The following is a 21,450-nucleotide window of genomic DNA, read 5'->3' on the forward strand; positions in this document are numbered from 1 at the left end:
CATTTACAAAACTGAACGTTTAGTATATTATTTCTTTATAAATATAAACTAAACGTTTAGTTTATAAAATTGAGGGAAGTCATTATTAAACTCAAAAATCCCCAAAGCCTTATCACTAAAAGTCTGCGTAAAGGAGATGAATCAGCAAATCATTTATCAAACATCATATGCTCTCCACAATAAGCATCCAGTAAATTAACATCATAAAAACCACTTAAAAAGGAGTTCATTCATATGGATAAAGTAACCAAACAAACAGCAGATCAGAGGATTTCACCCAGTTTAACCATACTTCTCGCAACTGCATGCGGCATCATTGTCGCTAATCTTTACTATGCACAGCCTTTGGCAGGGTTAATTAGTGCTTCAATTGGACTTTCTGGCAGCAGTGCTGGATTGATTGTCACACTAACCCAGATTGGATACGTTGCCGGCTTACTATTTCTTGTCCCTTTAGGAGATATTATCGATAACAAAAAACTTGTCATTGTATCACTGCTTTTAAGCGCAGCGGCTCTGACTGCAACAGCATTTGTGAAGCAAGGAACACTTTTTTTAGCAGCTTCATTTTTCATCGGGGCAGGATCAATCGCAGCACAAGTGCTTGTACCTTTTGCATCATCCCTTGCCTCAGAAGCTGACCGCGGCCGCGTTGTCGGCAATGTCATGAGCGGCCTGCTACTCGGTATTATGCTGTCCCGTCCGTTATCCAGTCTAGTCGCTGATATCTGGGGGTGGAATGCAATATTTGCTATGTCAGCCGCGGTAACTGTTGTCCTGGCAACCGTATTATCAAAAGTGCTCCCTGCAAGAAAACCGACCGCAAACACAAACTATACTGCCTTACTCGGTTCAATGTGGAAGTTGCTGCGCACGACTCCAGTCTTACGCCGCCGCGCCATCTATCATGCGTTTATATTTGGAGCTTTCAGCTTGTTCTGGACGACTGTTCCTTTATTATTGTCAGGTCCTGCTTTTCATTTTTCTCAGAAGGAAATAGCACTATTCGCACTGGCGGGCATTGCGGGTGCAGCCGCTGCCCCCGCAGGCGGCCGTCTGGCTGATCGCGGCTTGACACGGCTTGCTACTGGAATAGCACTTGGTGTTGTTATCATTTCTTTATTACTGCCGCTAGTGATTCAGAGCAGCTCTCCCGTCGGAATAGCAGTTCTAGTGGCCGCAGCTATTATGTTAGATATGGGTGTATCTGCCAATCTCGTACTCAGTCAGCGTTCAATTTTTTCGTTGGCACCTGAATTTCGCAGTCGATTAAACGGATTATTTATGGCAATCTTCTTTCTGGGCGGCGCTATAGGATCATCAATTGGAGGATGGGCATACGCCTCAGGCGGATGGAGTATAACATTATGGATTGGAATCACTTTTCCGGTCATAGCTTTGCTTTATTTCGCCACAGAGAAATAGTCTTTCGCCAAAAATAAGCCGTCAGAACCAAGCTGATAGCTTATTTTTGGTGTATTCTTCTTTTAAAATCCTCCATCATCAGGGTAATTTTCCGAACAAAAATCACGTTTCATGAAAAATTTCGCTTCATGCTGTTCCATATTCTCACTGTTAAGATCGTAACGAATATAAATGAAACAATAATAAGTGCAATGCCTGCAAAAGACTCACTAAAGTTGATGACGACAAAGCTGGATAATATCAATAAAGGGATATTTGAAATCAATACGGTTATAATGTATGCCTTGTACTTTAATCCAACTGCCGCCGATAAAAAACAAATCACATCTGTAGGGGCTACCGGACAAATCATCCCCAATGCTAAAAACTTATAATTGTAAGCCTCCAGTAACGTTTTTAAGTCCGGATATTTACGTTCTAGAAACTGAATTGTTTTTTTACTGGCAAACCTTCTTGAGAAAATATAAACCAAAGTTTCACTCAGAAACAGGCCGCCCATTGATAATAAGATACTAATGATTGGATCAAAACATATTCCCCCTAAAAACATCAGAGTTACACCCGGAATAAAAAAGAGCAGCCTTGCCGCCCACAGTGCCAAAAACAGCAGCATCGCATATTTTGCATGCCCAGATATAAATTCCGTTAAATCATTCATATCAAGTGACAATAAGTCAAATTCCTTTAAACAATAAATGGCTAAAATCCATAAACCTAATATGACAAATTTATTTTTCAATTTCTCCACTCTCCTCGCTTTCAATGACATGATAAGCAATGAGAATTAAGAAACACTCGGTAAATTTCTTAAGGATTCTTAAGTTATTCTAAGAAAAAAGGCTTATGGAACGTTTAATCCCGCAAGCCATGATAAATTGGATGTTCGACAATAAAACTCAGCCAGCCATCGCTGTAATCTGCATGGATATGACCGCTATGCAGTTCAACAATTCTTTTTGAGATGGCAAGTCCAAGTCCGGTTCCTTGATTATCTGTTCTAGCCTTATCCCCTCTGAAAAACCGTTCAAACAGTTGGTTTATATCGTCAGAAGGAACAGTTTCGGCTTTGTTTGATACTTTCAAAATCGCTTTCTCACCTTTTATTTTGAGGCTTATGAATAACTCAGATGGTTTTGTACTGTACTTTAACGCATTCATAAAGAGATTATCATAAACACGAACCATCTTTTCTATATCCATTAAAACAGGAACATTTTCTTCTGTAATTGATTTTGGACACTTAATTGTCCCTTTTCAAACACAGGAATGTACTGCAGTAATGCTTTTATGCGGTAGATTAATTCTTTCGGTTCGAAAGTCTTCAAATAATCATCCGGCCCGGCAGGATAGGTCTGTCATTATCCGCAATGAGATTATGAATCATATGAAGACTCCTATCTTGTGATTTTTTTCTGCCCGCTTTTAAGGACAGCTGATTGCAATAATAATTTCATCATGAACGGAAAAGAATAGTGAGGCAAACAAAGCTTTAATGGCAATTTTCCCATAAAAAAAGAGACCCGTTACCTAAACCAGTAATGATCTCTTCAGTCAGCGCCATTCATACCGCGCCCTAATTACTTTAAAAATAAAACATGAACGGAGCATGAACATCACGTTACATTCTGTTCACCACCCAGTGATGCAAAAAAGGCACCGAACGGCGCCTTTTTTTATCTCTTATTTCGTATTTCTTGTAAACTTCGGCAGTCCAAACATAATAGCGGCGATGCCGCAGATCCCGATTAAAACGGGGTAGAAAGAGTATGGCAGGATGCTGACGGGTGAAATATTTCCGAATTTCCCGGCCGATAACAGCTGCGCGCCGTAAGGGATCAGTCCTTGTATCATGCACGAAAAGATATCCAGAATACTTGCCGATTTTCTATTGTCGATGTTAAATTTATCAGCGATGTTTTTTGCAATCGGCCCGGCTGCGATAATGGAGATCGTATTATTGGCCGCAGCCAGATTCGTAACGCTGACCAGTCCGGCAATGCCGGCTTCAGCACCTTTTTTCGAACGGATTCGTTTCGTAATGAACTCCAGTAAATAGTCGATCCCGCCGTTTTGTTTCATAACGCCGACCATTCCGCCGATCAGCATGGACAGGATGATAAGATCGGACATTCCGGCAATTCCATCCGTAATCGCCTTAAAATAAGAGTCAAACGTCAGGCTGCCGCCCGCTAATCCTATGATTCCCGTTAAAACCAATCCGCCGAAAATGACAGCCATCACATTAAAACCGAGTAACGCGAAGACCAACACGGCGACATAAGGAAGCACTTTGATCCAGCTGTAAGATTCAGCACCCGCATGGCCTGCGTGGCCTGCCGGAATAAAAAACAATATAATAACAGTTACAATAGCAGCGGGCAATACAATCAGAAAGTTCGTTTTAAATTTATCCATCATCTGTGTTTTTTGCGTCCGGACTGCCGCAATGGTCGTGTCGGAAATAAAAGAAAGATTATCTCCAAACATAGCTCCGCCGACAACGGCTGCCATCGTAATCGCTCCGGAGATGCCAAGCTCTCCGCTCAAACCGGCGCTGATCGGAGCAACCGCCGCAATCGTTCCCATTGATGTTCCCATTGATATAGAAATGAAACAAGCAATGATGAACAGCCCCGGCAGCAAAAACTGCTGCGGAATAATGCTTAAAGCCAGATTGACAGTTGAGTGCACCGCTCCCATCGCCTCAGCCGCTGAAGCAAAGGCACCTGCCAATATAAAAATCATAACCATAATGATAATATCAGGATGTCCCGCTCCGGAAGCAAACCATTCTATTTTTTGATTGAGCGATTTCTTCCGGTTAAATAATAACGCAAAAGCTGATGCTATGATCGCTGCAATCAAGATCGGCAATTTATAAAAATCTCCGGTCACCAGACCAGAGCCGACAAAAAGCCCTACGAATAAGACTAATGGCAATAAAGCCCAAGGATTCTTATTATTGTTCATCTGGGTAAACCACCTCTTTTCAGCATTAAAGTCGCTAATCACAGTCTAAGCAACATTTCACACTTTAAAAGTCTGCAGTAAAAAAGTCAAGCTGAAAAAAGGATAAATCAAGATTGATAGGATAGAAAAAGCTGTTATGTTCCCTCTCTATGGTTCCCTCGATTTTCTTTATCATAAAGTTCGTCAAGATGGACCAGCTCGATTCATGATGTGAGGTGTCAATCAACGTAAGCGGAGCAATTTTGGTAAATGGCGATCTCCGCTATTCCTCCGATAACAAGAGACACACCATATATCCAAATTTGCTGATTTTCTAAGTCCCTTCGAAATGGCGTGCTGCCGGAATTAAAAAAACACCAAGGTCGATGACACTTGGTGTTTTTGGGACGCGGGTTATTGTTGTCAAACCGCATGACCGCTTACGAAAGCTTATTTTCAGTATCATTTCTTATTTTCCTTGTGTTCTCTGTCCTGCCAACAAATAAGGTGACCGCAACACTGGCTAAACTGACCAAAGTTCCCGCAATGGAAACAAGGATTGTCAAAAAACCATTGGGAATAAGAAATCCAATTGGAATAAGCCCCGCAAAAGTGAGAACGATAAAACATTGATAGACTCCGGATATGATTCTCACAACTAAGCTGCCAAAAAAGGACATGACTAATGGAGGGATGAATAAACATAAAATGATTCCAAGTGATATCAATAAAATCATAGGTTCGTCAAATGAAATGACATTTTCGCCGGGAGAATCCTCAGCAGCCGTGAATAAAACAAATATAGACATCATCAGCGTAAGAAAAACAAGAAAAAACCTTTTCAACAACGTTATGACTCCTTTTTTTATAAAAACGAGTATCTTGCTTTTTCATTTTCGATAACCATTTTATGTTATCAAATGAAATAATATGAAGTCAAACCGAATAATGAAGCGTATCATTTCGTTCTCCGAAACCATATCACCGCCGGAATTAATACTAACGATAAAATCCCTCCGCTATTGCTCTTTTAACTTTATACTGATCCCTGTTTTGTTCGGATTTTTTTATCAGTAAATCCAATTTGTATTGCATCGTATCCGTCACTTTCCTGCGTTCTCTTCAGTAACACAACATTCTTTTCCACTTCAACAACTGTCACAACTATAGAATCTTCACTATCACTAAACACTTGAGCCATGCCTATTTTTCTTCCTAATATATTACCCGCCTAATCATTTTAATTTATTGTCAGTAATAAGCTCTTAGGGTGCTTCCCCCGTTCTAAACATTACTCCCGCCTTTATTTATTGGTTATTATTTTTTTGATAGTTTCCATACAATTGCCCGCAAGCAGCATCTATATCAATGCCAAATTGACTTCTGATGGTAACGTTAATTCCTGCTGACTTTAATTTTTTATAGAAGTTTTCAACATGATTCTCATTTACTTCTTCAAATCTCATAGGTGAACTAACAGTTGGGTTATATCTAATGATGTTTACATGGAACAGGTTCCCTCTCTTATATCTGCCTCTTAAAAGGTTTACTACTTCATTCGCATGGTCAACAGAATCATTAACCCCCGGCAGCATAATATAAGCAATATAAACTTTTCTTGAGGTCACACGTATATGCTCATCTAATGTGTCCATTACCTCCAATAACGGGTAGCGTTCATTAATTGGCATTAACTTGCTTCGCTGTTCATTAAAAGGAGAATGTAATGAAAACGTCAGGTTGACCTGCGGATAGTTTTGAGTCATTTTTTTAATGCCCGGAATAATACCTATGGTAGAAATAGATAACCTGCGAGGACTTAAAGCAAACAACTCCGGATTTGTAAGTACATGTAAAGCATCAAAAACTTGTACATTAGCTAATGCTTCTCCCATTCCCATAAAAGAAATACTATCAATTGAATGTCCTTTTAAATGAAAGTACAAAATTTGGTCAGTAATTTCATCTGACGTTAAGTTGCGTTTTAAACCAATATCCCCTGTTGCACAAAATTTACAACCAAAATTACAACCGCATTGCGAGGATATACAAAATGACTCCCAACCAGCTTTATATTTCATATTTACCGTTTCTATTTTTTCGTCTCCTGAAATTTCAAATAAGACTTTTGTAACTTGTTCAGAATGTTGTGCTTTTAAAGCAGCAATATTTAAAATCGACTCTCCAAACTCCTTAATTAACATTTTTCTTAGGGATTTAGGAAGAACCGCTATTTCATTAAAATTATTTATTCTCCCTCGGAATATAGCATTTGTGATTTGATTCATTCTAAAATCAGGAAATTTATTCTGCTTTAAGAACTCTTGAATTCTTATATACTTGTTTTTTTGCTGCATGTTTTCTCATCCTTCCATATAACTCTAGTTTGTTTGAGTAAATAGAAGGGAGTTATCATCTAACCTTTTTATAAAAATTAGGCACAAAAAAACACCGACACAATTATCGGTGTTACGCTTAAATAATTATGCACAAATAAACAAGGACATTATGTCATTGAACTATAGTTTATTTGCCATAGAGAAAAAGCTCCGATAACTGTTTTTGTATGGTTATTTGGCTTAAAAAAGGACAGACTGCTCCCTTTGTACGCCAAACGATTTCCAATTTTTGCATCTTTACCATACAAAATTCTAAAAACGGTTATCATTGCTTTCACCTCTTTCTTGTCAACATTAGTAATAAGTACCATATCATAAAGATTCCCCCATGTAAAGTTTAAAACATAAACAAATGCTTACGTTAAAGTTATATTAACCTGTCGCTGGCTTAATAAAAACAGCCATCAAAAATGGCTGCTGGATCATAAGCTCTTGCGGCTCATTGGTTACTTTGACACGATTATTCCAAATGTTCAGTAACCATTAAGGTTCATAAACTTACCTCAAGCTTTCCTTGACCAAATGACAACTGGAATAAGAATTAAGGACAATAGCCCTCCTGCTAAAGATAGTATTGCATAACTTGCATTAGCCACTGCCATGCCGGAGGGAGCACCACCAGAAGCTACTGCTAGGGCAACTAAAACATCTATTTTCCCTTGCGTTTTTGCCCGTGCAGACGTTCCAATTTCCCTGCAATTGCTTTATAAATGGGCTTTTCCGTTTTATCAATCGTCGGCTTCCAGCTCATCGGATAGTTTTCAAAAGAATTGATCGGCATGATACGCTTCCTTTTTTCATTCAATTATATGATCACACCGTTTATAAAACAATTTCACTTTTCATAAGGGAAATTTCATTCCGCCAATTTTCCAGATCTAAATGCCACTATGATGATTATCATTTATGGAACTTGCATATTTTTGCTTCTTCGAAAAAAAAATGATTTACCCATTGTGGCTCCTTTAACAGGATTACTCTTATTAATAGGTTTCGCGATTGTAAATATTAAGCGGCATAGTGAGTGGATATGTATATGGCGGGGTTTGGATGTTTTTTAACTTCTTGTTATTTGAACTATTTCGACTTGTACTCGTAAGGATTAAATTAGAAAGGCAAAACGTGAAGTGAAAGCACGCATTCTATGTGAACCCATATTTTAAGAATAGAAAAGCCCTTTTAACAAGGAGTTTTTCTTAAACTGAATATGCGTGGGCTAAACACTTACAAAGTATTTAGGCTCAACAATATTTTGATTGCTTAATTTGGGCAAATGCCCTTATCAAAAACGAGTTAGGTGCATATCCTGCTCCTAAAAGTCTTTAATGAAAGGTGTACAGATATGTATTATTATTCTAACCCGTATTATTTTTATGATTTCAGACAACAGCCTGATTTAAGTCAGGCAAATCATAAAATGCGAAGCCTTTTATCTACGATTCAACAAATTCCAATACACTCATCCTCCTTCCAAAAATCAATGGCTGCAGTAGTGAAACATTTGCAAGTTGTCAGCAGAGCACTTGCTCTGGGATGCGGTATGAGTTCGGAATTCAGATTCCTTCCAGATACCTGGGGATTACGTGAACTTCATATTGTACACGCGAAATACCTTACTCCATTGAGTTATCACGTATATTCCGCCTTAGGAGCAGCGGAGCTTCTAGCCTCCGGGCAAGGCCGGGCTCCTCATTTTCCTCTTATGGTTGGCTGCATGAATTCAATACTTCGTCTATGGTCAAACTTTCCTGCAGCTATAGCAGACCTGCGAAGAGCAGCCGGCCGCCAATACGCGTCATCTGTAGACGAGGCAGAAAATCTCCTAAGACCAATGGTTCCATCCACACAACAGGCCTTATCAATCAGTCAATCTGCAGTTAGTTCGGCTATTTGGGAGGCTTCCTTACGTGCCGCACATTTAGCTCGGGAAGTACGGCAGAATGTTGCACAATCAGTGAGCCAGGGTGCCTCTTATTAAAAGTCAGGAGATACCAGCGGTTACAGCGAAACTTTTGCGGATTGACACAGTAACCTAACTACACTTATTCACACAAAAATAGAGCAGTAAATATATGAGTTACTGCTCTGCTCAGTTTATTCACTGTTAATTTGTTTTACAATGTATTCAGCATATTTCCTACACCTTGAAGCAACGCTGAACCAATAAAGCACAATCCCTCTACAGGTGAAACACCTCTATGATGTATTTCTTTATCCAAAACACCTTTTATTTTTATCCGACAAAGGGGATTACTAAAACCAGTAGCCCAAATAAGTAGATGAATCTTTAAAAATGATTTCATTTTCTTTTCCGGATATTACTCTTTTTTTTAGATGATCTCCTTCTGTTTTATTGCATGTTTTAATTCATAGCCAAATACAGGATCGCCTTTCTTTTGAATGAAGTCTTCCCGATCTGTTTTTATTAAGAAATGATTCTTTAATTTTAGGACACTTATTACTTCTGTCCGTAATTGGATTGGAATTTCAAATCTTTCAGCATATTTCTTAGATAAGCAACAATTTCATTTTTTGAAGGAAATCCATGCTTTTCTCCTTCAAGATGCATTCCAGGCAAAGAGCTATACATTTTAGAAGTAAACAAAATTAATGAGTCATACCGTTCTTTCCAGCTTTCCCCCACCTAATTACTTTTATCCAAAATGGTAAACTTTTGATCAGACTGCTTTAGATAATATCCTACTGAAATTCCTGCCTGGCCAGCTCCGATTACTATAGTGTCGTACGCATTAATCACCCCACCAATTTTATCTTAATTACCAGCAGACAAAATATGTAAAACACTAACTAATCTCCTCACTGTAAAATAAGAGAAAAAATTTAATGATGATGGTGGTCACGCGGCTTCTCAATTTTCGCCTGACAAAGGATCGTATTGTCGTGATTATGCGCTGCTGTTTCCATTTGAATAGTTACATGCGTAATGCCTTTATGCTCAAGCTCATGTTCAATTTTGTGTAAAATACTTTCACTTTCTGAAATGGTCAGTTGATTGTTAACAACAGCGTGGCAAGAAAGAGCATTCAATCCGCTTGTGATAGACCATATGTGTAAATCATGAATGTTTTGAATTCCCTCTGTCTCTTCAATTGTATGAATGATGTCAGTAACATCAATATTTTCTGGAGTTCCTTCCATTAATACGTGAATGGAATCTTTAGTCACATTGTAACCGCTTCTTAGAACAAGAAGAGCCACAATTATACTAGCCAATGGGTCTGCCCAGCCCCACCCAAAGAAGATAATAAGTACCGCAGCTAGAATGGCACCTACAGATCCGAGCATATCACTTATCACATGTAAATAAGCTCCTCTTATGTTCAGATTATTCTTTGTATCTCCACCATTCAGCATAATCCATGCGACCAATATATTCACAACTAACCCGATGATACTAATGATAAGCATGCCGGTTGTTGCTACCTCCGGTGGATTAGAGAAACGTTTGATTGCTTCATAAATGATATAAAGGGAAATAAGAATTAATGCAACACCGTTTATCACAGCTGCAAGAATTTCAAATCGTTTATAGCCGAATGTCTTATTGTGACTTGCCTTTTTTTCAGCCAATTTAAAAGCAATCAGAGCAACCATTAATGAGATTGAGTCACTTAGCATATGACCTGCATCTGACAAAAGCGCTAAACTATTAGTTAAAAATCCGCCTATAGCTTCTATAATCATATAACCTGTAATAATGATAAAAGAGATCAATAAAACCTTTTTATTGGATCCTTCAGTATGATTGTGACCCATAAAAACTCCTCCTTAACTAAAGTTTCTTGATACATATGCATTTATTATTTCTTATCTGTTATAAAGCATTCTAACATGACACAAGTAATATTTATATATGACCATGTTTTCATATAAAAAATATATGTTCTTTACTGAAATGTCAAAATATTATTAACGAAAATTCGCAATATCTCCTTTAATCTTCCCCAATATAAGTGTAAGAATGAACTTCTCTTTGTTATGCTGCAGCGTAACAATTGTGCGGATCATTAAAAATAAACTGAATAATTTGACAACCCTCACCTGTTTCATCACATCGTTTTATGCGTTCTCCAATTTCATCACGGACTAACCGGAAGGTATTCTTTTTTTGCTTTCCTTCTGCTTTTACAGGATCATCAAAACCCCACCTATTTTCTTCATCTCTTTAACAGTATTGGGGTTTCATCCAGATGCTTCTATTCCAGTTCTATAAACTTCCCGCTCAACAGCCCATCCTTTTGCCATTTGGCTTCGGCAGGATCTTTTTTAAATATAGACTAAAGCCGTCTCCATTTACAGTACCTGAGAATATCATAAAAATAGGTTGAACAATTGAATTCAGGAGGAGAAAAACTAATGGAAGACATGGACATGAATCCATCGAATCTTTGCAGAGAATTTGCAAGGATTCTTAATTCCACACCTAGTGTTGTAAATGGTGTTTGTTTGGCAACAAGGTCACGGACTAATATTCATCCAGTAGTATTAGGAAGAAAAGCTGAAGCATTTATGTTTATTCCCCAAGCATTTTCGTTCGAAAGCATGGATCAGGAAGGCAGGGCTTTATGTCTGGGCGAAACAGTTATACTTCAAAAAGAAATTAACCCGTTTATGAGTAAGCTTCGTGAACATGGCATTAAAGTAACCGCTGTCCATAATCACTGGCTGTTTGATAAACCGCGCCTTATGTATATGCATTTCGAATCAATCGATAAACCACTCAGCTTTGCAAGAAAAGTCAGAGATGCTATGAGAGTTTTAATTACAGAAAGTGTCCGTGCTAAACCAAGTACCAATGATCAAATGATCGAAGCTACCGGCCTTTGTGATGAATTTAATGATATTCTTGGCGGAACAATGCATACATTTGAAAATGGTATTTGTACAGTGATGAAATCTCGTACCAATATTAAACCAATTGTCCTCGGAAGACCTGGGAGATCATTCCTGCTTATTCCTCAAATGTTTACATTTGAATCAATGACAAGCGATGGGCGCGCTCTTTGCAGCGGAGAAACTGTTATTCTTCAAAAAGAAATCAATCCATTTATTAGTAAGCTTCGCGAATATGATATTATCGTAACTGCTGTTCATAATCACTGGCTGTTTGATAAACCACGCCTTATGTTTATGCATTTCGAGTCAATCGATAAACCACTCGACTTCGCAAGAAAGGTTAGAAATGCACTAAGGGTGCTTACCACTGAAGAAGTCCGGGGTTAACACATTTTTAAAAATTCTATTTTAGTCAGTTATATCCGTTAAAAGAGCGATTTTAAAAATTGCTCTTTTTCTTATCTAAGGGTAACCTTCAAAATTAAAAGAGGACATAAAAAAACACCAGGGGTATACAACCCTTGCCGCGGGTTATTCACCAACTAGGCCTCAACATTGTAATACCATATCACTGGTTATGAAAGCTTGTTTTCATTACACTTTCTATTTTCCATTTTCAACATTTCGATTATGGTTAAAAATTGGTGATTAAATTTGTGCCCATATAGATCAGCAAACATGTCATTGATGCCAAGTCATGAATTCCTAAAGGAGATTTAATAATTTTCAATGAAAAACTGATCTATGTTAATTAGTCAAGGTTTCAGGATATATACGGACCAATTGACCATTCTTTTATTGGAAATACGAACGTTCCCTATTGTTTTAATGTTGTTTTTGCTTGATCTGATTTTTTAAAAAAGTTATTGACACAAAAAATGCGACCATGTTATTATTAAATATTTGATAAAAAAACGAATATATGGTAATCTTAAGAAGGTTACCATATATGGAGGTGGATTATATGTTTCAAATTGGCGATAACATTGTTTATCCAATGCACGGAGCAGGTATAATTGAAGCCCTAGAAGAAAAAGAATTCTTAGGGGAAAAACAACAGTATTATGTCATAAAAATGTCAATCAGTAATATGCAGGTTATGATTCCAGCGCGTAAAATCTTGAGTTCAAGTATACGGCCAGTTACAGATATACTTGCATTAAAACACATTATACACATTTTTCAGCACGGAGAATCAGATAAGTTACTGCCGTGGAAACAAAGGTATAAAGTAAACACGAACAAAATAAAAACGGGTGAAATACAAGAAGGCGTTGAAGTTGTGCGTGATTTAATGCGTATGAAGAAAGAGAAAGCACTTAATACAAGCGAAAAAAAAATGTTGGATAATGCATATGAATTTTTGATTAGTGAACTGGAAGTAATTAAAGGAATCACTGAAAATCAAATGAAAAGTTTCTGTTAAGGTTGATTATAGATAATGTATTGCATTCCAAAAAATATCCTGAATTTTTCGGTAATTTTATGATTAAAAATAAATCATTTCAAAGACGTTCAACTTACTTTTAGAACATTAACCTCTTTTGTTATTCCTACAATCTAATCCATTTTTATTTTTTAAATTTCTTCTACGAACATTTGAAGTTTTATTAAATACCTCGACAAAATAGTCACTTGATTTTTGCAATCCTGATTCACACTGGAACGGACAAGGAGCCGTAAGGATGGAAGAGAGGCAGGGCTTTCATTGTTTTAGGTATATCTAAGTGATTATTTCCAGAAGAAAAAACAATCAATCTTACCTCTATCCTTAAGAATTTCTTATATCCGCTGCGACAGTGAATAGTATTGTTTATCTTCTTTCCATAAAAGAGCTACACGAGTTGGCAACATCTAAATATATGGTCAACGATATAAAATGACGAAATTTCTAGAACTAGAAACCATTTTTATCATTTATTTAACATAATGAGATTAAATGAAAAAATTGAAGTTGGTGGAATTCTTGCAGATGGACCAGCTGTTATTTTAATTAATCAAGAATACCTAAAAATTGTTGAATGAAAAGGATGATTCTTTACGAAAAGGGATGATCCTTTTTGTTTACTGCCGGTAATAATAAGATCTACATAAATTTCATCTGATGTGATGGATTAAAAGGAAGGAGAGTGTCGGAATTATCGTGGATTACTTCTATAAAATAAAAATAGCGCCAACTTCTATTTAATAGAAATCGGCACTTCGTTTAGCATGACGCTTTTAGCGAACGGCACACGACACACGTTGGCTATTTTTTTTTGAATTTCGTAATTGTTTTTTACTTCCTCGCTAAAAAAGTATTGGTCTCGAACTACGGCTACCAAGCAGAGGAACAGGAAAAGAAAAGATCTTAGCTGATAAACTTTCAATCAGAGGTTATTTGAAAATGGTTTGCAGGACTTGAGATTGTGAAGTCTTGTACCAGGTTAGTGAAAAAAGAAAGAATAAAATGCAGTTGTATTCGAAAAGAAAAATAAATAATTTATATACATTCCGCATATTGTCAATCCAGTATGTTATACTGTAAACAAACCTTTGAAGTGTTAAATCTTTTGCTATTACCTTCTTTTACCACCTCCCTACTCGAACGTTGAGTAGGGTTTTTTATTGAGTATTATACAGAGAACATAAAAAAACAGGCCCTATATAAAGAGCCTGTTTGTAAAAACGATTGAAGATTAAGCAGCTTTTTGAACGTTAGCAGCTTGAGCTCCACGAGAACCTTGCTCAACGTCAAACGTTACTTTTTGACCTTCGTCTAAAGATTTGAATCCGTCACCTTGGATTGCAGAGAAGTGTACGAATACATCGTCTCCATTTTCACGTTCGATAAATCCAAAACCTTTTTCTGCATTAAACCATTTAACTGTACCTTGTTCCATTTTTGTTGCCTCCTAGTGCGTTACTCGCACATTGTAATTACTATCCTTGCCCAAAGTATCATCTAGACGAAAAGTCGATATTCATACTATCCTTTACACGAACAAAAATAATTCTTCTTTATCATAGCACGAAACGGAAATAATTGCAAACGGATACCAGTGGTGCAGAAGCGGTAAACAAAAATAGAAAATGTCAATCATTCTGCATCGAATTTATAACATGTCTAAGAGACCTATAATAACTATGGTTTGAAAACACCGTGAAAATGAATCACGAGTGTCTTCAAACCTTTTTCTTTGCTTAATAGTACTTCATTATTGATTGTTAAAGCTTTCTTTAAAAAGCTCAGCTGTTTCTTGTTCAAGTGCACGATATTCTTTTAAAAGCGGGGCTGTTCACTGGTAAAGCTTTGTTTCTGCATTTCCAAACGGTGCTCATGGTATATCCCCATTTTCCAAGATCCTCATAAAAAATAAAACTTGACCACAAATAATCTTCCTTTTCTTCATTACCACTTTCCAAAGTCTTTTTAAAAAATTAGGACATTCAAGCTCAATAGCAATATGGTCTTCTAGCTCTCTTTATTTTGACAATCAAAAATCAATCCATATTTACGATAGTATTTCCTTACTTGTAATGTTTGTTCCTCAATCAATCAATGTTCACGGTCTAAATAAACCGGTTCCCTAGGGGAGCAGGGAGAGAGTTTGACACGATAAAGAGCCGGGTATAATCTTCATACGCCTTTTGTATCCCGGCCGGCTCTGCTAATAAAGATTTAATTGCGCTGGAAATCAGTTTCGATTTCCAATCATTTCAGAAAGATGGGGAAGATACATATCATATATGGTGTATGACAGCTGGGACTTCAAAGGCAATAAAACGTTTTCTATACTAAGATTAAGATCATCAGGGAAGGGGAAACTTTAAAAAATGAATGAACAAAACCTAAGGACTTTGAGAAAACTGGTTACACCTTATGAAAAGTCCGATTTACAAAAAAGCATTTGTCAAATCATTAACACATTGGTGCCATTTTTCCTGTTATGGTATTTGGCGTATAAGAGCTTGTCGATTTCTTATTTCCTTACATTAGCGATTTCTGTCGTTGCGTCAGGTTTTTTAGTGAGAACCTTCATCATCTTTCATGATTGCTGCCACTATTCCTTTTTTAAGAACAGAAAGGCGAATCGAATCCTTGGAACAATAACAGGAATTCTGACTCTGCATCCTTTTGATCATTGGGCACACGACCATTCTGTCCATCATGCGACAAGCAGCAACCTGGACAAACGAGGTACAGGCGATATTTGGGTACTGACGGTTGAGGAATATAAGGAAGCCTCAACTAAGACAAAAATAATGTACCGTTTGTACAGAAATCCGTTTGTTATGTTTATTATCGGGCCGATTTACGTCTTCGGGATTACCAATCGTTTTAATCGTAAAGGGGCAAAACGCAAAGAACGGATGAATACGTATATAACGAACCTGGGGATCGTCGCTTTGGCAGCACTTTTATGTTGGGCTATCGGCTGGCAAAATTTCCTGCTGGTTCAGGTGCCAATTTTTATGATATCGGGATCCCTCGGAATTTGGTTGTTTTATATTCAGCATACGTTTGAGGATTCTTATTTTGAAGAAGATGAGCATTGGGAATATGTAAAAGCAGCAGTTGAAGGAAGCTCTTTTTATAAGCTTCCAAAAGTCATGCAATGGCTAACAGGCAATATCGGTTTCCATCATGTTCATCATTTAAGCCCGAGAGTCCCAAACTATAAGCTTGAAAAAGTGCATAACAACACTGAACCATTGCAAAACGTTCCGACCATTACACTGGCAACAAGTCTTAAGTCATTAAAGTTCCGCCTATGGGATGAAGAAGGCAAAAAATTTGTTGGTTTCAGCCACTTAAAAAAAGCTTCTAAAAGCCAAGCATCAGCGCGGCTTAGAATGGATTAAATAGCCCCCCCATAACCGATGATAAGGAGCAGTGTATCTTGCAGAATAAAAGTGCAGACCCGCACAACGGTTTTGTGCAGAGGTCAGCACTTTTTAGTGCCGAATACACTTGCAGACTCTACAATGCGGTACATTTGCTGCCGTATTTCCCGCATAAAAAAATAATACCAAAGGTGGTTAAACCCTTGGTATTATTGTGATGCGGCCGAGAGGACTTGAACCTCCACGGGTTATTCACCCACTAGGCTCTTAACATTGTAAATCCATATCACTGGTTATGAAAGCTTGTTTTCATTACACTCCCTTCTTTCATTTTCTATAATTTCTATTTATTTTCGTGAATTGTGGTTGAGAAATGGTGATTAATTTCTTGTCCGTTTCGATAACTAAGCAAAATGTCACGATGCCATGGAGCCTAGAAATTAAAACAATACACATACATGCCCGAATTTTTGTTCATTTTGAAATTACCCTTTAATTCAAGCAAACTAATCCAAGAACCCCCTTCCAAGATGAGAATTGACAGTGAGTTAAGGGTTTTTAATTCCAGGAAATTTGAATGGTTGTATACTTGATTCCATTAGTAACACTCATTTTAAATGTTGATTGATTTTGTTCAACAATTCATTTAAGGTTTGCTGCTCCTCTTCAGTAAGGCCAAAAATAATTTCATCTTCCACTTTTTGAAACGATTGATTAAAGGATTCAATCAGTTCAACGGCTTTAGGCAAAACATAAATATTTTTTTGTCGCTCATTATCAGCAGGGATTTTGCGCTCAATCAATCCTTTTTTCTCAAGGCCTTGAAGCATACTTGTAATACTTGCACCGCGCAAATGGAAACGATCTGCAAGGTCCTTTTGAATTAAATCTTTATCTTGATTCTTGTAGATATAGTCGATGATTTTTCCTTGTTGAGAGTTTAACCCCAAATCTTTTATGCTTTCGTCTGCTCTTTTTTTTAGTTTAAGCCCGATAATTTGAAACAAGTCAAGGTAGGGTGTATCCTTTCGAGACTTCATGGTATACCTCCTAATATAACCGATAAATAGTTAGATAACTAACAGTCAATAGGTGAACTATACAAAATTTACACTTGATTGTCAATGGCTGAATTTAGAATATTGACAGTTAGAAGACTAACTGTTAGAATCCTAATTAAATTATGATTTACCAAGGAGGAACATCAAAATGGCAAACAAAAATCATAACTCTACTACGGAAAAAGTTACGGCAATTACAAATGTTCGTATTTTCGATGGGGAAAAGGTTATCGATGCAAGAAATATTGTTATCAAAGGAGAAAAAATTATTGCAGTGGGCAAAGATATTCCAGAAAATGCAACAATCTTCAATGCGGATAATGCAACTTTACTTCCTGGTTTGATTGATGCACATGTTCACACTTCTATTGGTGGACTAAGGGATGCTTTAAAATTTGGTGTGACAACCGAACTCGAAATGAACGGCGATTTTACTAAAAGAGGGCGTGAGATCCAGTTGAAAGATTTGGTTGATGTCGCCGACGTTCGTTCTACTGGTACTGCGATCACTGCACCGGGCGGTCATCCAGATGAACTGTTACCAGATGGAGATGAAATTCCTGAATTTGTCTTGAAAGAATTAGAAAAGCTATCGAGGGAAGACAGAGAGGCTATGCTTGCTGCATACGCTCATGATCACGAAGAAATTCCTCAAGTGACTACTGTGAAAGAAGCCATCAAGCATGTGCATACCCAAGTTAAAAATGGAGCCGACTTCATTAAGATTATGATTGAAGAAGGTACTGTCATGGGCGCTCCAGGACTGCCTGTTTTAAGTGACGCTATTTTAAAAGCAGCTGTTGATGAAGCTCACAAGTCGAATAAAATCGTCATTGCCCATGTATTGACAGCTCAATCTTCCCAAGAAGCCATCAATATTGGAGTAGATGGTTTGGGCCATTTGTTTATTGACAGGCCCGAATCAACGTCCAAGTTGGTTAGTTCTATAGCTGAGTCAGGTGCTTTTGTCACACCATGCCTGGTATTGAACTCATCGATTCTTGGAAATTCGGCATCGGTATTAGCAGATGATCCACGTGTATATTCCAAATTAAGTCCAGAATGGATTGACGTTTTGAACTCAAGCTTTAATACCTTTCCCCAAGGCAGTATGGAGAATAGCTTTCAAAATGTGATGGATCTTCACAATGCGGGTGTAGATATTTTGGTCGGGACTGATGTCTCCCCGGTTCCTGTTCCGAATCTTGGTGGTCTTGCTCACGGTGCCAGCGTTCATCATGAAATGCAATTGCTGGTTAAGGCGGGATTTACTCCAATAGAAGCTCTTCAGTCGGCTACTTCAAAAACGGCCCGTTGCTTTTGTCTTGATGATCGCGGTCGTATTGCCGAAGGTATGCGTGCTGACTTTGTACTCGTAAACGGCGATCCGACGACCAATATAACAGATACTTTGTCAATCAAATCTGTATGGTTCAAAGGTATAAAACAATCAATTTAATGGTTAATTAATTATAAGTTAGGATCTCTCACTAAGATTGTGAAAAGATATACTTCAATTGAGAGCGTAAAATATCTTGTGTAAATGAAGAAATACAAAAAGGAAGACCTTTTCTTTTAGATTTAAGTCACCACAACCAATTCAAAGAAAGAAGGTCTTTCTTTGAATTGGTTTACAACAGATCTTGTTCAAGCTCTAGTTTACGGGGAATCAAAAGAAGCTGTCTATATTGCGGTTGGCATTCGCGAAGCCGGTTTCCAAAGAAGTACTTGGCTATACGATTGCTCCTAACGAATCTGCCTTTGTCTGGAATTATTGCGGTTATTGTAAGCCTTTTGTTTCTTGCAGTTCCCCTTAAAAATGAATAATCACTTTTCCTATTGGTCGCCCATTTGCGACTAGTTCTAGTGCTTCATTTATGTTGTCTATGGTAAATAGTGTTGGATAAATTGCTGGAACAATGTTGTTCTCTTCAATGAGTTTGGTAATCTCTTTAAGTTGTGCGCCTTCAGAACGAACGAATATAAAACGGTATTCGACGTCGTGTTTCTTAGCTTTGCGGTCATACTTTGCACCAGCAAGGGCAAATAGCTTTTGTTTCCACAATGGAAAATTTCGGTCTTTTCCGAAACGTTTATTTGGTCCCGTACGAAGAGAGAGCAATCTTCCGCCCGGTTTGATGATACTCAATTCACTGTCAAACTCTTTAGGACCCAGTGTATCAATCACGTAATCCACATTCGATAACAAGTCAACATAGTTTTCTGTTGAATAATCAAAATATTGATCGGCACCCATTTCCAGAGTGCGTTCGCGCGTTTCTGAACTGCCGCTAACAATGACATTTAGGCCCATTGCCTTTGCGATTGGAACAGCCATTTGACCAAAGCTTCCTGATCCACCTGGTATGAAAACAGATTTACCAGACTGCGCCTCAAGTTCTTCATGTAGACCTTGATACGCTGTGAGTCCAGCCAGTGGTGCAGCAGCGGCTTCCACGTAGGACAAGTTTTTTGGCATTGGTGCAATTGCGGCAGCGTCAATTGCAGCATATTCCGCAAAAGCTCCAATTTTTTCTACCGGAAGACGTGTATAGATGGCATCTCCTGCGTGAAAGTCTGTCACATTTTTTCCGACTTTTTCGATCACACCTGTCAATTCATTACCTAGCGTTAATGGGAATTCATAATCTTGAATTAGTTTGACGCTACCTGTAATAATCAACATTTCGAGTGGATTGACCGCAGCAGCTTTGACCTTTACCAAGACTTCGTTGTCATCGATTTCTGGAATTGGAATGTCATTGATTTGGGCATGGAGATTTTTTGAGTACTTCGTGATCTGAGCTGCTTTCATGAGTGTTTTCATTTTTTCATTAGCACCCTTCCGTAGAGTTGCTTTTTAAAATTTTTTCCCTTACTTTTATGATTTTCACTGTCTACCTCAATTTTCTATCCTCAATATCTTTCTTTTTATAAGGTTCTTATATTGATTCTAAACGTTTAGATGGAGGGTAACTTTATTAGGATCAATCCACCACCTAAACCTTAAATACTCACAAAACTTCCTTTTTATTCATTTGGTACTTTCCTCTTTTTTAGAACGATCATTCTCAAATGATTGCATTTTTTTGAATCGATACTGCAAAGAATCATTCTAAAGGGTTTTTTACTTATATATCCTTTGTTCACACATTAAACGCCTAGTATTGGATAGATTTGATCTCCTAAATTGAAGTTGTAGCTTTCATCTACAATACCTACGACTTTATTATTGTCATAAAGCTCTAGCATAAAACCAGCCATTTGCTTAGCTGTGTGATACTTAGGCATAAAGTTTTTGTAATCAAATTCTTCTACATCCTGTGCAGTTCTCTCAAATTCTGTTTCTGTCACTGCTGGTGCTAAAACTTTCGCCTTCATTTTTGTACTTTTAAGCTCTAGTTCTTTTGCAAGCCCTTCTGTAAATGCACTAACAAAATATTTAGATGCAGAATAGGTAATACCACCAATATAAGTTGCATATCCGAGTGCAGAGGATACGTTTATTAACTGAGTTCCCTCTACATGAGAATAATCACGCACAAATAGTGTAGAAAGGATTGTCAATGACTCTATATTAAGACGTAACATGGATTCTACTTTTTCTAAATTCTGATCCGTCACAGAAGAAGATTCACCAAGACCAGCATTGTTAATCCACGTTTCAATTTGATATTCCTTTAAATTCTCATAAAGTGTATATGCCTGGGCTGTGTCAGATAAATCACTTGTACGAATGATCACATCTAAATCGGAATTGATATTCTGAATTTTTGATTTAAGCTCTTCCAATTTATCTAATCTTCTAGCCACAATAATGAGGTTTTTGCCACGAGCAGCAAATGCTAATGCTGTCTCATATCCAATACCTGAGCTTGCTCCTGTAATAACTGTATACTTCATATCATTCTCTCCTTGAAACCATATTATTA

At 37.5% G+C, this 21,450-nt stretch carries 16 protein-coding genes and 7 pseudogenes; 8 read left to right on the forward strand and 15 right to left on the reverse strand.

The window, feature by feature from the left end; all coding sequences use genetic code 11:
* The first annotated feature begins 234 nt into the window (after positions 1-234).
* Positions 235-1,425 (forward strand): MFS transporter, encoded by a 1,191-nt coding sequence (locus tag J7E26_RS03920; protein WP_214813142.1) that lies wholly within the window; start codon positions 235-237, stop codon positions 1,423-1,425.
* A gap of 109 nt (positions 1,426-1,534) precedes the next feature.
* Here J7E26_RS03920 and J7E26_RS03925 read toward each other — a convergent pair whose 3' ends face one another.
* The 8 genes and pseudogenes from J7E26_RS03925 to J7E26_RS18200 all read right to left on the reverse strand — a co-directional run.
* A complete protein-coding gene (locus tag J7E26_RS03925; RefSeq protein WP_396020014.1) occupies positions 1,535-2,173 on the reverse strand; it encodes a TVP38/TMEM64 family protein in 639 nt (212 codons plus the stop codon).
* Positions 2,174-2,277: 104 nt separating this feature from the next.
* Positions 2,278-2,699: pseudogene (locus J7E26_RS03930) on the reverse strand (sensor histidine kinase); the annotation flags it as partial.
* Positions 2,700-3,105: 406 nt separating this feature from the next.
* Complete coding sequence (locus J7E26_RS03935; protein WP_214813148.1) at positions 3,106-4,395, reverse strand: Na+/H+ antiporter NhaC family protein; 1,290 nt, start codon at positions 4,393-4,395, stop codon at positions 3,106-3,108.
* A gap of 419 nt (positions 4,396-4,814) precedes the next feature.
* A complete protein-coding gene (locus J7E26_RS03940) occupies positions 4,815-5,222 on the reverse strand; it encodes a hypothetical protein (RefSeq protein ID WP_214801490.1) in 408 nt (135 codons plus the stop codon).
* 209 nt (positions 5,223-5,431) lie between these two features.
* Positions 5,432-5,575, reverse strand: a pseudogene (locus J7E26_RS03945) (50S ribosomal protein L3); the annotation flags it as partial.
* Positions 5,576-5,681: 106 nt separating this feature from the next.
* The gene (locus J7E26_RS03950) at positions 5,682-6,731 is read right to left on the reverse strand and encodes a Cfr family 23S rRNA (adenine(2503)-C(8))-methyltransferase (protein WP_214801496.1); all 1,050 of its coding nucleotides are present in this window, start codon (positions 6,729-6,731) and stop codon (positions 5,682-5,684) included.
* 545 nt (positions 6,732-7,276) lie between these two features.
* Positions 7,277-7,453, reverse strand: a pseudogene (locus J7E26_RS03955) (MFS transporter); the annotation flags it as partial.
* A pseudogene (locus J7E26_RS18200) lies at positions 7,453-7,554 on the reverse strand (hypothetical protein); the annotation flags it as partial. The pseudogenes J7E26_RS18200 and J7E26_RS03955, both read right to left, overlap by 1 nt.
* A gap of 561 nt (positions 7,555-8,115) precedes the next feature.
* On the opposite strand from J7E26_RS18200, the gene J7E26_RS03960 reads away from it, so the two are divergent.
* Positions 8,116-8,751, forward strand: a complete 636-nt coding sequence (locus J7E26_RS03960; RefSeq protein ID WP_214801499.1) for a hypothetical protein — start codon at positions 8,116-8,118, stop codon at positions 8,749-8,751.
* A 116-nt stretch (positions 8,752-8,867) separates the two neighbouring features.
* Here the strand turns inward: J7E26_RS03960 and J7E26_RS03965 are convergent.
* From J7E26_RS03965 to J7E26_RS18205, 3 genes and pseudogenes are all read right to left on the reverse strand, one after another.
* A pseudogene (locus tag J7E26_RS03965) lies at positions 8,868-9,528 on the reverse strand (NAD(P)-binding domain-containing protein).
* A gap of 86 nt (positions 9,529-9,614) precedes the next feature.
* Entirely contained in the window at positions 9,615-10,550 is a 936-nt protein-coding gene (locus tag J7E26_RS03970) for a cation diffusion facilitator family transporter (protein ID WP_214813152.1), read from the reverse strand.
* 280 nt (positions 10,551-10,830) lie between these two features.
* Positions 10,831-11,039: pseudogene (locus J7E26_RS18205) on the reverse strand (low molecular weight phosphatase family protein); the annotation flags it as partial.
* 111 nt (positions 11,040-11,150) lie between these two features.
* Here J7E26_RS18205 and J7E26_RS03975 point away from each other — a divergent pair.
* The 3 genes from J7E26_RS03975 to J7E26_RS03985 all read left to right on the forward strand — a co-directional run bounded on the left by J7E26_RS03975 (position 11,151) and on the right by J7E26_RS03985 (position 13,655).
* Positions 11,151-12,017, forward strand: coding sequence for a DUF1259 domain-containing protein (locus tag J7E26_RS03975; RefSeq protein ID WP_214801502.1), 867 nt, complete (start codon positions 11,151-11,153; stop codon positions 12,015-12,017).
* 577 nt (positions 12,018-12,594) lie between these two features.
* Positions 12,595-13,056 carry a CarD family transcriptional regulator gene (locus J7E26_RS03980; protein ID WP_214801504.1) on the forward strand — a complete coding sequence of 154 codons (462 nt, stop codon included), beginning with the start codon at positions 12,595-12,597 and terminating at the stop codon, positions 13,054-13,056.
* Between the two features lie 503 nt (positions 13,057-13,559).
* On the forward strand, positions 13,560-13,655 hold the full coding sequence (locus J7E26_RS03985; RefSeq protein ID WP_214801507.1) for a BC1881 family protein: 96 nt from the start codon (positions 13,560-13,562) through the stop codon (positions 13,653-13,655).
* Positions 13,656-14,308: 653 nt separating this feature from the next.
* On the opposite strand, the gene cspC is transcribed toward J7E26_RS03985, so the two are convergent.
* Positions 14,309-14,512: a cold-shock protein gene (cspC, locus tag J7E26_RS03990; RefSeq protein WP_214801510.1), complete on the reverse strand. Its 204-nt coding sequence runs from the start codon at positions 14,510-14,512 to the stop codon at positions 14,309-14,311.
* A 934-nt stretch (positions 14,513-15,446) separates the two neighbouring features.
* Here cspC and desA point away from each other — a divergent pair.
* Positions 15,447-16,475 (forward strand): Delta(5) desaturase DesA, encoded by a 1,029-nt coding sequence (gene desA / locus J7E26_RS03995; protein WP_214801515.1) that lies wholly within the window; start codon positions 15,447-15,449, stop codon positions 16,473-16,475.
* Positions 16,476-17,065: 590 nt separating this feature from the next.
* On the opposite strand, the gene J7E26_RS04000 is transcribed toward desA, so the two are convergent.
* Entirely contained in the window at positions 17,066-17,497 is a 432-nt protein-coding gene (locus tag J7E26_RS04000; RefSeq protein WP_214801518.1) for a MarR family winged helix-turn-helix transcriptional regulator, read from the reverse strand.
* A gap of 169 nt (positions 17,498-17,666) precedes the next feature.
* Between J7E26_RS04000 and J7E26_RS04005 the strand changes: the two genes are divergently transcribed.
* Together J7E26_RS04005 and J7E26_RS04010 are read left to right on the forward strand one after the other, a co-directional pair.
* A complete protein-coding gene (locus J7E26_RS04005) occupies positions 17,667-18,977 on the forward strand; it encodes an amidohydrolase family protein (protein ID WP_214801521.1) in 1,311 nt (436 codons plus the stop codon).
* 210 nt (positions 18,978-19,187) lie between these two features.
* Positions 19,188-19,287, forward strand: a pseudogene (locus J7E26_RS04010) (transposase); the annotation flags it as partial.
* A 44-nt stretch (positions 19,288-19,331) separates the two neighbouring features.
* Here the strand turns inward: J7E26_RS04010 and J7E26_RS04015 are convergent.
* Positions 19,332-20,345, reverse strand: coding sequence for an NADP-dependent oxidoreductase (locus J7E26_RS04015; RefSeq protein WP_214801524.1), 1,014 nt, complete (start codon positions 20,343-20,345; stop codon positions 19,332-19,334).
* A 326-nt stretch (positions 20,346-20,671) separates the two neighbouring features.
* Entirely contained in the window at positions 20,672-21,421 is a 750-nt protein-coding gene (locus J7E26_RS04020; protein ID WP_214801527.1) for an SDR family NAD(P)-dependent oxidoreductase, read from the reverse strand.
* Between the last annotated feature and the right edge of the window lie 29 nt (positions 21,422-21,450).

Origin of the sequence: Bacillus sp. ISL-51 (genome assembly GCF_018613535.1) — a bacterium.
GTDB lineage: Bacteria > Bacillota > Bacilli > Bacillales > Bacillaceae > Bacillus.